Origin of the sequence: Roseburia sp. AM59-24XD (assembly GCF_003478445.1) — a bacterium.
GTDB lineage: Bacteria > Bacillota > Clostridia > Lachnospirales > Lachnospiraceae > Jutongia.
On sequence record NZ_QUET01000002.1, the window covers coordinates 1 to 11978 of the forward strand.

At 46.8% G+C, this 11978-nt stretch carries 11 protein-coding genes and 1 pseudogene; 1 reads left to right on the forward strand and 11 read right to left on the reverse strand.

Annotation, left to right across the window (positions count from 1 at the left end; genetic code table 11):
* Window positions 1–248: 248 nt before the first annotated feature.
* On the forward strand, window positions 249–1037 hold the full coding sequence (gene truA / locus DXA20_RS00895) for a tRNA pseudouridine(38-40) synthase TruA (protein ID WP_118558958.1): 789 nt from the start codon (window positions 249–251) through the stop codon (window positions 1035–1037).
* Between the two features lie 187 nt (window positions 1038–1224).
* Here truA and coaBC read toward each other — a convergent pair.
* The 11 genes and pseudogenes from coaBC to DXA20_RS00950 form a co-directional block, all read right to left on the reverse strand.
* Window positions 1225–2422 (reverse strand): annotated as a pseudogene (coaBC, locus tag DXA20_RS00900) (bifunctional phosphopantothenoylcysteine decarboxylase/phosphopantothenate--cysteine ligase CoaBC).
* A gap of 57 nt (window positions 2423–2479) precedes the next feature.
* A complete protein-coding gene (gene panD / locus DXA20_RS00905) occupies window positions 2480–2863 on the reverse strand; it encodes an aspartate 1-decarboxylase (protein ID WP_022305125.1) in 384 nt (127 codons plus the stop codon).
* A gap of 56 nt (window positions 2864–2919) precedes the next feature.
* Window positions 2920–3759: a pantoate--beta-alanine ligase gene (gene panC / locus DXA20_RS00910; protein ID WP_118558959.1), complete on the reverse strand. Its 840-nt coding sequence runs from the start codon at window positions 3757–3759 to the stop codon at window positions 2920–2922.
* Window positions 3760–3791: 32 nt separating this feature from the next.
* On the reverse strand, window positions 3792–4619 hold the full coding sequence (gene panB, locus DXA20_RS00915; protein WP_022305127.1) for a 3-methyl-2-oxobutanoate hydroxymethyltransferase: 828 nt from the start codon (window positions 4617–4619) through the stop codon (window positions 3792–3794).
* 232 nt (window positions 4620–4851) lie between these two features.
* On the reverse strand, window positions 4852–5646 hold the full coding sequence (locus DXA20_RS00920; protein WP_118558960.1) for a Rossmann-like and DUF2520 domain-containing protein: 795 nt from the start codon (window positions 5644–5646) through the stop codon (window positions 4852–4854).
* A 334-nt stretch (window positions 5647–5980) separates the two neighbouring features.
* Complete coding sequence (locus DXA20_RS00925; RefSeq protein WP_118558961.1) at window positions 5981–7015, reverse strand: hypothetical protein; 1035 nt, start codon at window positions 7013–7015, stop codon at window positions 5981–5983.
* Window positions 7016–7720: 705 nt separating this feature from the next.
* Window positions 7721–7987: a 30S ribosomal protein S18 gene (rpsR, locus tag DXA20_RS00930; protein WP_022304837.1), complete on the reverse strand. Its 267-nt coding sequence runs from the start codon at window positions 7985–7987 to the stop codon at window positions 7721–7723.
* A gap of 33 nt (window positions 7988–8020) precedes the next feature.
* Window positions 8021–8476, reverse strand: a complete 456-nt coding sequence (locus DXA20_RS00935; protein ID WP_118558962.1) for a single-stranded DNA-binding protein — start codon at window positions 8474–8476, stop codon at window positions 8021–8023.
* A gap of 22 nt (window positions 8477–8498) precedes the next feature.
* Window positions 8499–8786, reverse strand: a complete 288-nt coding sequence (rpsF, locus tag DXA20_RS00940) for a 30S ribosomal protein S6 (protein ID WP_118559033.1) — start codon at window positions 8784–8786, stop codon at window positions 8499–8501.
* A gap of 220 nt (window positions 8787–9006) precedes the next feature.
* Window positions 9007–10359, reverse strand: a complete 1353-nt coding sequence (locus DXA20_RS00945; protein ID WP_118558963.1) for an MFS transporter — start codon at window positions 10357–10359, stop codon at window positions 9007–9009.
* Complete coding sequence (locus DXA20_RS00950) at window positions 10356–11972, reverse strand: hypothetical protein (protein ID WP_118558964.1); 1617 nt, start codon at window positions 11970–11972, stop codon at window positions 10356–10358. The genes DXA20_RS00945 and DXA20_RS00950 overlap by 4 nt, the downstream gene beginning before the upstream one ends.
* Between the last annotated feature and the right edge of the window lie 6 nt (window positions 11973–11978).

The window sequence follows — 11978 nt, forward strand, 5'->3', positions numbered from 1 at the left end:
TTTCATATATCACCTTTTTCAAATTATATCATTTACATACTTTAGTTATAATATTATTAAAATATCTTTACTTTATCACTACATTTATAATATGTCAACTCCTTTCTTGAGCCTCCAACGATATTCTGTTACAATAAAAAACACACAATCGATAAATGATATAAGGAGTAAACGAATTTTTGACCTCAGCAACAACATCGTAGAACTTCTTGTCATATAGCGATATAAACACAGAAAAGGACACCACCATGAAAAATTATAAACTCATCCTGCAGTATGACGGCACGCGCTACAGCGGCTGGCAGAAACAGGGCAATACAGACAATACGATTCAGGCAAAGCTGGAGACGATCGCATCAAAGCTGACCGGCGTCCCGACAGATGTCAACGGCTCCGGGCGGACTGATGCCGGTGTCCATGCTTTTGGACAGGTGGCAAATTTCCGATGTGAGGAGTCCGCACTGCCGCCGAGGTTTCTGCGATCAGAGGAAACTGTCACCGACCTGATCCGGGATTATTTTAATAATGCTCTTCCGATGGACGTCCGCGTCCTCTCGGTCAGTGAAGCTCCGGCACGCTTTCATGCAAGATTAAATGCAAAAGAAAAGCATTACCGATATGTGATCGATAATGCTGCCGTTCCCGATGTATTTACAAGGCGGTACGCCGCACGGATCCCGACTGAGCAGGAGGTGCGCGTTTCATATGATATTGAAGCGATGCAGCGGGCCGCAAATGCTCTGATCGGCGAACATGATTTTAAGAGTTTTTGTGATAACCGGCACATGAAAAAATCCACTGTCCGAAGCATCCACGATATCCGGATCGTTTTGCAGGACGACCGGATCACCATGGATTTCTACGGCAATGGATTTCTGTATCATATGGTTCGCATTCTGGTAGGGACGCTGTTGGAGGTCGGAAGCAGAAAGCGCTCTGCCGATGATATCCCCCGCATTCTGCAGGCACTGGACCGCCGGGAAGCAGGGTTTACCGCACCGGCACAAGGGTTATTTCTCGTAGAAGTGACTTATTAGCTTAGTGTTTAAGCGCACTGGTACTTTTGTAGAATGCCATCCATTTCACAACTAAATAATTAATTTGTATTGTAAAAGCTCGCACTATTTTGAATATGTCCTCTCCTTGCCGGTTGTCCGGTAAAGAGGGGATATATCTTCTATGTCGAGGCTTTTGGTATATATTATTATAAAATTGTAGTTCACTCTACGCCTGCATCCGCTCAAGGATCGTGTCTAACAGCTGCCCGGCAACCTCTTCTTTGGACTGCAGCGGCAACTCAACGGTATCCTCCGGCGTGATCAGTGTGACCACATTGGTATCGCCTCCGAAGCCGGCACCCTGCACCTTGAGGTTATTGGCAACAATCATATCGACATTCTTTTTGGCAAGCTTTGCTCTGGAGTTATCCAGCATGTTTTCTGTCTCCATGGAGAAGCCGCAAAGGAACTGTCCCGGCTTGCGATTTTCTCCGAGCCAGCCGAGAATATCCTTCGTGCGGGTCAATGCGATCGCATTGTCGCCATCCTTCTTTTTTAATCTTCTCGGAAGCCACCTGCACCGGTGTGTAATCTGCCACCGCTGCAGCTTTAACGATAATATCCTGCTCTGCCGCACGGCTCGTCACTGCTTCAAACATATCTGCCGCACTTGTCACAGGCACAACATTTACAAACATTGGCGGATCGATAGAGACCGGTCCGGTTACAAGAGTCACCTCTGCGCCGCGCAGCATCGCCTGACGCGCAATGGCATATCCCATTTTGCCGGTGGAATGATTGGTGATATAGCGCACCGGATCAATTGCTTCCACGGTCGGTCCCGCCGTGACCAAAACACGTTTTCCTTTCATTGTCTTCTCACATGCGGTTTCCTTCAAAATGTACTGAAGAAGGACATCCTCCGATGGGAGCTTCCCCGCACCCACATCGTGACATGCAAGAAGTCCGACTGCGGGCTCAATGATCTCCATGCCGTAGTGCTTCAGCTTCTGAAGATTGTCCTGCACGATCGGATTCTCATACATTGCTGTATTCATAGCCGGAGAGATGATCTTTTTGCAGCGGCATGCCATGACCGTGGTCGTCAGCATATCATCGGCAATACCGTTGGCAAGCTTACCGATCACATTGGCGGATGCCGGTGCGATCAGTACAACATCAGCCTGCTTTGCGAGCGCGACATGCTCTACACTGTACTGAAAATTACGGTCAAATGTATCGATCAGACATTTGTGGCTTGTCAGTGTCTCAAATGTCGTCGGATGAATAAAATTCGTAGCATTCTGCGTCATCAGTACCTGTACATCGGCATGCAGCTTGACCAGCATGCTTGCAAGATTGGCTATTTTATAGGCTGCTATACTTCCTGTAACACCAAGTACGATCGTCTTTCCTTTTAACATTGTTTCCCTCTTTTCTGAGCCTTTCGAAGTTGTTGTAATGTACCACTTTTCTTTCCCCTAGGAAAGCTGTCCGTGCTTCTCATAGCTGGTGACACGGCTGATATGATTCTGCTCGTCTACAAATACAACCTTCGGTTTGTGATCCTTCGCCTCCTCCGGCGTCATCTGACAATAGCACATGATGATCACATGATCGCCTACCTGCGCCTGTCTTGCCGCCGCACCATTGAGGCAGATCATGCCGCTTCCCGGCTCTCCGGCGATGGTGTATGTCTCAAAGCGGTTGCCGTTCTCAACATCGACGATCTGAACCAGCTCATATTCTAATATTCCTGCCTGCTCCATGAGTTCCGGATCCACGGTAATGCTGCCCACATAATTTAATTCTGCCTGCTGCACGATGGCACGATGGATCTTTCCCTTTAACATTGTAATCTGCATTTTGATTCTCCTTTTATCTGCATAAGCTAATGAGCGGATTGCAAAACTCGCATTCATTATTTAATAAAGTTGTCGATCAGTCTTGTCTTACCGATATAAACTGCCATTGCTGTCAGGATCTCTCCCTCGGTGCTGTCAACCGGCTCAAGTGTATTCCAGTCTACGATCTCAACATAATCGATTTTGGCAAGTGGCTCTTTCTCGATCTCACCGCGGATCGCTGCGATAACCTTTTTGGCGTCCTTCTCACCATCCTCGATCAGCTTTTTGCCAAGCTTTAATGAACGGGATAATACAAGTGCTGCCTTTCTCTCCTCCGGGCTTAAGTAAGTATTTCTGGAGCTTTTGGCAAGTCCGTCCTCCTCGCGGATGATCGGGCAGCCCACGATCTCAATACCGAAGTTCAGATCAGACACCATATGACGGATCACGGCGAGCTGCTGCGCATCCTTCTGTCCGAAATAAGCGCGGTCCGGTGTTACGATATTAAACAGTTTGGAAACAACAGTACATACGCCACGGAAATGAATCGGTCTTGTCTTTCCACAAAGACCGCCGGTCAGCGTACTCATATCCACAAAGCTTGAGAAGTCATCGTGATACATCTCAGACGGCTCCGGATGAAAGATCAGACTCGCCCCCGCATCCTCACAGAGCGCTGCATCTCTGTCCATATCTCTCGGATAGCTTTCCAGATCCTCGCTTGGTCCAAACTGCATCGGATTAACAAAAACGCTGACAACCACTCTGTCATTGTCTGCCACTGCGCGGTCGATCAGGCTCTTATGCCCTTCATGAAGATATCCCATGGTTGGCACAAGACCTACGGTAAGTCCCTGCTTTCTCCACTCCTTAACCTGTGCTCTCACTTCTGCTACTGTATTTACGATTTTCATTTTATGATACTTCCTTTCCCGTTGTCCTTGTATTAATAAAGCTTGTCCAATACGTCATCATCTATCTTAAATGTATGCTCCTGTGCCGGATAAGAGCTTTCCTGTACTTCCTTTATGTACTGGGTGAAGCCCTTCTTCATAACTTCTCCGACCTCGGCAAAACGCTTTACAAACTTTGGAGAATAATCGGAAAACATTCCAAGCATATCCTGATATACCAGAATCTGTCCGTCACAGCCTGCACCGGCACCGATTCCGATCGTTGGAATATCAAGCTTGTCGGTGATGATCTGCGCCAGCTTTGCCGGAATACATTCCAGAACAACCGCAAAGGCTCCTGCCTCCTGTACGGCAAGTGCCGCCTCGATAATACTCTGTGCTGCCTCCTGGCTCTTTCCCTGCACCTTGTTGCCGCCAAATGCATTGACGTGCTGCGGTGTCAGTCCGAGATGTGCGCATACCGGAATACCTGCATCCACGATTGCCTTGATCTGCGGACATACTTCCTTGCCGCCCTCCAGCTTAACTGCATTGCCGCGTCCTTCCTTCATCAGTCGTCCCGCATTGACTACGGCATCGTAAACGGATGTCTGATATGACATAAACGGCATGTCGATCATGACAAGTGCGTTTTGGGCTCCGCGGGAAACGGCAGCGCCGTGATGGATCATATCCTCCATTGTCACAGAAAGCGTATCCTCATATCCGAGAATCACATTGCCAAGGGAATCACCAACAAGAATACCGTTGATCCCTGCCTCATCCTCCAGCTTTGCCGTGGAGTAATCGTATGCGGTAAGCATTGCAATCTTGACTCCGTCCTGTTTTGCCTGTCTCCATGTCTGTACTGTGTTTTTCATTTGATTACCAACCTTTCTGAATATCCGCTATCCTTATGGATAGTCGCATTTCCGGTCACCGCCCACACCTTCTGTGCAACCGGCAACGATGTTTGTTCTGTTCCATTTTACGGACAGATCTCCTCAGCCTGCGAATGCTTTAATCTGTTTCCTCTTCAAACAGATCTCTTTCAGTCCGCGAATGCTTTAATCTGCTCCCTTTTCAAACAGATCTCCTCAGCCTGTGAATTCTTTAATCCGCATTCTCCTCAAACAGCTTCCGGATCGGGGTATAGTCCCTGTCCGGATTGCGCCGCCCGGCAAGCTCTACCATGGTGCTGCCAAGGCTCTGATAGATCCTTCCCGCCTTGCTGCCCGCCAACGCCTGCAAATGCTTCTCGACCGTCTGCGCATCACCGCGCTCCACCGGTCCCGTCAAAGCATTGACGCAGCCCTTCTCCAGCATGGATGCGATGTTGCCCTCCACAAGCGGACGCAGAAGCGCCATCGAATCCTCCTCGGCAAAACCACATTCGGATAGCACATCAATGCTCGCCTGCATCAGTCCAAGCATTTCGTTGCTCGCCATCGCTGCTGCCGCGTGGTACTTGATCTTATCCTCCGCCTTCAAGGTCAGCACATGATGACCAAGCTCTTCCCACATCGGCTTCATCACTGCAACCGCCTCCGGGTCGCCCTCCAATGTCAGATATGCTGTATGAAATTGTTCATATGAATGGAACTTGTCGCTGAACGCGTACATCGGATGCATCGAGATTCCAAGGGCACCTGCCCTTTCCCGATCAGAAAATACATAAGAAGTTAATGAACCACTGAAATGACATATGATGTGATGATCTAAGTTTTCTTTCAAAAGTGCTTCCCAGACATGGGCGATCACGCCGTCCGGTGTCGTAATAAATATAATATCGTTATCCTGTGTAAGCTCGTGCAGGGTCGTATATGTCCCTGTCCCTACAAAAGTCGCTGCCTCGTCAGCGCTTTCTCTCGTCCGGCTGTAAAATCCACCGACATCCCTTCCATGCATGAAAGGTATCTGCCAAGTGTTGTTCCGACTTTACCAGCCCCTATAATGCCTATCTTCATGGGAAACCTCCCTGTGATGATATCGGAAGCTGTCCAATATCTGTGTGATCATCTGATTGTCATTTGTCGTTCGTTCTGATGCAGTTTCTCTCCGAATACCGCTCATTTTCACAGAATAACACAAAGCGGCGGCTTTTTCAAGCCGCCACTTCACAGAATATAACCCCCAATCAACGAAAATCAACCAAAACAATTCCCCCAGCTAGATCATGAACACGATTCCAAACCCACCATGATTCCTATCGTTGATTTCTTCATCGCTGTTTCCTTCCTTTCTATAATTTATTAAGTTGATTTATCATCAAAAGCATCATTTCCTTTGTACTAAACGTCACTGTGGATCCGTCCTTATATGTAATACACGTTTCGTGAGGAAGTACCTTATCATATCCTGCTCCCAGATCCCAATATGCACTTCTGGTTTCGCCATTCTTCAGGGATTTACATGTATCCGTAAAACTAATCGGAGTACCGCCGCTCCACTCCTCACCATAGATATCATATAGCCTAAAAAGAAATTCTACTTTTTTAATCGTTTTGCCCGATACATTTTTATAAGTGATATGAAATTGATTGGTAAAACCGGACCTATCCATGTCTGATTTGATCCATTTAATGGAATGCTTCAACTGTTTGATATGAAGCTTTTTCTGTCTCTTTTTATACGCCTTTTGTTTTGCTGTAATTTCCTTTTCGTATTTTTCGATTTCCTCTTTATTTTTTCCAAGCTCTTTTATTTCGTCTATTTCATTGAGCGCACTGGAATAGTCATTCTTTTTCACCTTTTCTGCACAGTCTTCCTGCACCTTTTTCCAATATGCGTCATAATTATCATTCATCATTTTCTGAGCCGTCTTGTAATTGCAATCCTGTTTTATAACACCATTTAAATTCTTAAACGCTGTCGCATACTCCTTTTTCTCAATCTGTCCTTTACCCAGACCAAATTGACCTTTGGAAACCTTCATTTTTAAAAGATCCTTCTGAAGAGACTCTGTATATTCCTTACAGCCTTCTACTCCCGCCAACTCTTTCAGACTTTTCTCACAGTCGTCATAGCTTTTCGCTTTATCATTCGCATAATTCTGATAAATTTCTTTTGCTTTGTCCTTCACCATGCGTTTTGCCTGATCTGTTTTGTCGACATCCGTGCTGTTTTCCTTGATGTATGCTTTTACATCATTAATATTGTTCGCTTCCAGAGCTTTCCCGACAACATACTCCGGGCCGGTAAAATACTGATATGCATAAAATCCTCCACCAGCCAGAAGTAACACCAGAATCACTAAAATAATAATTTTCTTTCTCATTTGATCTCCTTTCCTAAGTGACTTTCTATGATTTTCATAGTATGCACTACGTCCGGACATCGATGTCTTAATTTTTTAATCCCACAAAAACTTTCCTCCGGGAGATCAATATTCGCCCATACGATTTCTTATATCCAATAATTTATTTTGATATTTTGCCACCAAGACACTGAAAGATCCGAGAACTGTGCCTGAAAAATTGTCTTGTCACTTACGGATTTCGAAAAGACTAATTGCTTTGCTGCTTTGATGTTTGATGAATGTGCCCTTCCGTACGCGCCCCAGGTGGGAATCAGGTGTTTCGCAAGGCACTCTGCCCCCGCCAGTACTTATGCCCCTGCACTCAAGAAAAAATTTAAAAAACAGGGCGCATTATGTACTGCTGCGTGGGGCAACGTAGCGGGAGCGTGCCTGCCGAAATAGCTGATCCCACCTAAGGGGCTTGCTCGTACGGACACACATTCATCAAAGCATTGCAAAGCAAAGTCTTTTCAGAAATCCTACTGATCTGCGTCAATTTTTCAGGCACAGTTCTCGGATTACTTTGTTTTGTAGGCAAAATAATTATTTTTCATATTGGACATAAGAAATCATATGGGCGGATACACTTGATTAATATGGGAAGCTTGGGAGATTAAAAAATTGCACAAAAAAACAGCCCTATTGATCACTCAATAGAGCTGCTATGAATCAGTCTGATTTCAATTAGTCTGTGGTATATGGCATAAGTGCTACGTGACGAGCGCGCTTTACAGCGACTGTCAGAGCTCTCTGATGCTTTGCACAGTTACCGGTAATTCTTCTAGGAAGAATCTTACCTCTCTCAGAGACATATCTCTTTAACTTATTGGTATCCTTGTAATCAATGAAATCATGCTCTTTGTCTGCACAGAAAGCACAAACTTTTTTTCTTCTGCGAATCGGTCTTCTCTTTGCTGGAGCACCGTCTCTATCGCCTTTATTATAAGCCATGACAAAACCTCCTAATCATTATTACGCCACTGTCTAGTTAAATGGCAATTCCTCTTCGATGGCATCCGGAATATTCATGAATCCATCCCCTGCTGCCTGTGTCGGCTCAGGTCTTGATGGAGCCTGCTGGTAGCCATCCCTGTTTCCGTTGTAGTTCGCTGCAGCCGCTTTGCTCTCGGCAAACTCCTGCTCCTCTACAACTACATCGGTCGTATAAACACGGTTGCCTTCCTTGTTGGTATAGCTTCCGGTCTGAATACGTCCGGTTACCGCAATCTTGGTACCCTGATGAAGATAATTCTCAGCGAACTCTGCACCTCTGCCGAATACGACACAGTTGATAAAGTCTGCTGACTGATCATCTCCCTGACGTTTAAATCTACGATCGACTGCAAGCGTATATCTTGCAATTGCTGTCTGATTCTCTCCGGAAGAATAACGAATCTCCGGATCACGGGTCAGACGACCCATCAAAATAACCTTATTCACTTAGGAAACACCTTCCTTTCTCCTATGCTTCCTGTCTGATGCATAAGAATCTGAGAACATGATCCATGATGCGGACTGCCTGCTCAAGCTGTCCCGGAACATCTGCCTCAGCATCGAACTGAATAAAGTAGTAGTAGCCTTCCTTCATGTGCTGGATCTCGTAAGCAAGCTTCTTCTTGCCCCACTCATCCACATTTGTGATGTTACCGCCGAATTTGGTCACATAGTCCTTTGCCTTCTCGACAGTTGCTACTCTTACATCCTCTTCGATCTTAGCATCGACAACTAACGCTAATTCATACTTGTTCATAGTTGTCTGTACCTCCTTTTGGTCTCTGGCTCTCTCCATGGCTCGCCTCCGTGTGATAAGCGGCTGCGGCATGTCCCTGCATGCTTTGCCCTGTCAGGAAAGAACAAGGATAAAATAAACGTATCACAATCCAACATTTTATATCATTTGTCAATAAAATGCAAGCGTTTTTTTCTTTAAATCCCTTTAAATCCCTTTTAAATTCGATTTTTTGCGAAAATCACACGGTATTTCCCCGCTGCAGCCAGCCGTAAATCCCCATCGCCGCCGCAGAAATTCCGGCAAAGATCCACATGCCGGTGACCAGTCCCACGCTGAGCATGCCACCAAACACCATGGTTCCAATGGATTCACCCAGATTATCGGCAAGATTGTAATATCCCATCGCCTCATCCTCACCATACGCCGCCACCTTCGGCTGCCTGCAGAACAAAATCTCCCGTCCCGCTGCACCAAAGCTTTTCGCCGCGCCAAGAAGGAACAACGTAAGGGCAAGCATCGGAAGCGTCTGAAAATACCCAAACAGCAGAACAGCTCCCAAAGAAACCGCACTCGAAAGATAAAGCGTTCCTCTCCCGAGATGCTTCATGGTAAGACCGGTCAGTGCTTCACTTAAGAAGATTCCCACAAGACAGTTCATGACAAGAAGCAGACTCGTCTGTGACTCGCCGAGTCCCTGGCCATCCGCAAAGATCGGCAGAAAGTAGCTGGTAAAGCCGTTGATGATCACATACGGCACGACGATCAACAGAAGGTACCCAAGCACCTGTCCGGAAAACACAAATGACAGTCTGCCGGTATGGCGCACCCTCTCTTTGCCGGACATATGAAACAGACCACCCACGGCAAGCAGCAGGAAAAGCATACTTCCCCAGATCACCGCAGAGCAGAAGAACATTTTGGATTCGCCCAGCTTCTCGGCAATCGCAGCACCGATCACCGTGCCGGAGATCATTCCCGACAGGATCGCACCGTTAATGACCGAAAATCCCTTGGACTGCACCTGATCGGACTGGTCTGCCACGATGATCGACAGTCCGTTCATCAACAGACCGCATCCCATTCCGCCTAAGATCAGTCCTGCTAAGATCATGCCATAGCTCCCGGAGTATGCCATCATAAGATCTCCCACCGCACAGCATAAAGCCCCGGCACCCATGACAAGACGGAAGCCAAACCGCCGCAGCAGCCCGGATACAAACAGGGACATGACACCGATCATCGCAAAATTGACCGTCAGCGGCAGGGAACCCGCAAGCTCTCTGGTGATCGGAAAATCCTCCCGGTAAAAACGTTCCACATATACAGGCAGGAAGCTTGTCGGCATGTTGTACGCCGCAAAAACGAAAAACGTCACAACCCGCAGATAAGGGATTGGAAAGGTATGTGTTCTTTCCTTATGACTTAAACGTTTCCAATCCCTGCGATCCTCCATAAATGCAAGACCTTCATTTAATAAGAAAACAGCGATGATCACCATCAGGATGATCTCAACCATGATCCTTGTACGCATCGAATCGATCATTCCGGACAGCGTATCGGACACCATGCCGATCTCAATAATTCCGATCACTCTTCCCGCGCGTCCTTGACCGGTGCCTTAACGTAAACATAGGAGCCGGTCGCATCCTGCTTTCCGTCATTGATATACTGCTCGCCAGTCCGGTAAACCCTCTTCGCTTCCTTGGCTTCTCCCTCGTCCAGCGGATAATACGCGCCGATCGAATGATCCAGATATGCCAGTGCATACGCCCTTTCTCCATTCACTTTAACAATATTACAATAGAGATTTTCACTGTACCGGCTCGTCACATCAATCAGATCATTCATGCATTCCTGCAGCTTCCGGTAATCCTCAGAGCCATAATCCGTCGGATAATTCACATGCTTTAGTGCATCCGTATCCATAATATCCGATGCGATCTGCGTCACCGTGCACATGCTGCCGATCTGCTCCTGTGTGTAGCTGTCCTTAAAACGTTCGAGCATGCTCACCATAACCACAAGTGCCGAAATACTGACACCAAGGATCATAAAGATACTGAAGCGTTTCTTTTGAAAGATTCCCGAATGGATCAGATAACGAAGCAGCACCATCGAATAATAAATTGCCGTTACACCGGAAAATGTCCACACCACAAAACAAAACAACAGCTTTGCCAGAAAAGAATCTGCATAATAGAAGCTTTGTCTGGTGTCCATTTTTACGGACACACCCTGATCCACTGCCAGCACAGCCGAAGCATTATCCCAGGTAACGGAGATCATTTCTTTTCCTGCACTTTCCGTCACCTGGATCGTCTCCAGAACCGAATGCTTCAGATCAAGCCCGGTAATCTTCTGCAGCTTTTCCATCGGACAGAAGCACTCTGCCTGCTCCTTTCCTTCCTGCAGCCGGTATATCCCATTTCCACAGATATCCGTGAAATACAGATATCCTCCCCGAAAGGAAAGATTATACGGCAAAAGCCAGGTCCGGTCTTCCGCCCGGTACACCACCTTAAGCGGATCCTTTTCAAAGGAATAGATCGTTCCGTTTTTGATCACAAAATATCCGCCATTCTCATTGACGGCAAAATCCTGAATCTCATCCGCAAGATCCCAGGAAATATACCGGTCTCTTTTCGCATTTGTCTGTCCGTTTTTCAGGACATATGTACTAAAGCCCTTTCCATCCGGATCCACCGCCGCAAAACGAATCTCATTCTTCAGGGCAACAAGTGAAAACAAATGGCGTTTCATGATCATCATATCCGTATAATCATTTTCAAAAACAACACCGGCAAATTTCCCGTCGGAGGTATACTTGAGCACCCTCTCGCCGGAAAGACCAAGCCCTGTATCATTCCAGAGTATATCGAGAATATAAATGCTGCCATCACTGCCTACCGCCACCTCGTCCGCCTCTCCAAAGCAGTCCTTCTGGTGATCTCCCCACGCGATCCGTGCCGTGATGCGTCCTTTCCCTGATATTTTGAGAACCTCGCTTTTCCCCTCATTGATAATATAGCGGTTGCCCTTTTGATCCATTGTCGCAAAATACGGGTTTGATATGTCCCGTTTTACGGACAGAGTCACAGGCAGATACCACCACACCAGCATGCCTGCTGCCAAAAGAGCCGCTGCAAGTATCATCCATATTATATCTGTCTTCTTACATTCCAGTCTGCGAAATGCCGTAAACATACTATC

What these genes read in the sequence shown, in the direction of transcription:
- DXA20_RS00950 (WP_118558964.1), bottom strand. Translation starts at nt 11,972, where the DNA reads ATGTTTACGGCATTTCGCAGACTGGAATGTAAGAAGACAGATATAATA.
- truA (WP_118558958.1), top strand. Translation starts at nt 249, where the DNA reads ATGAAAAATTATAAACTCATCCTGCAGTATGACGGCACGCGCTACAGC.
- rpsR (WP_022304837.1), bottom strand. Translation starts at nt 7,987, where the DNA reads ATGGCTTATAATAAAGGCGATAGAGACGGTGCTCCAGCAAAGAGAAGA.
- DXA20_RS00920 (WP_118558960.1), bottom strand. Translation starts at nt 5,646, where the DNA reads ATGCATGGAAGGGATGTCGGTGGATTTTACAGCCGGACGAGAGAAAGC.
- panD (WP_022305125.1), bottom strand. Translation starts at nt 2,863, where the DNA reads ATGCAGATTACAATGTTAAAGGGAAAGATCCATCGTGCCATCGTGCAG.
- panB (WP_022305127.1), bottom strand. Translation starts at nt 4,619, where the DNA reads ATGAAAAACACAGTACAGACATGGAGACAGGCAAAACAGGACGGAGTC.
- DXA20_RS00925 (WP_118558961.1), bottom strand. Translation starts at nt 7,015, where the DNA reads ATGAGAAAGAAAATTATTATTTTAGTGATTCTGGTGTTACTTCTGGCT.
- panC (WP_118558959.1), bottom strand. Translation starts at nt 3,759, where the DNA reads ATGAAAATCGTAAATACAGTAGCAGAAGTGAGAGCACAGGTTAAGGAG.
- rpsF (WP_118559033.1), bottom strand. Translation starts at nt 8,786, where the DNA reads ATGAACAAGTATGAATTAGCGTTAGTTGTCGATGCTAAGATCGAAGAG.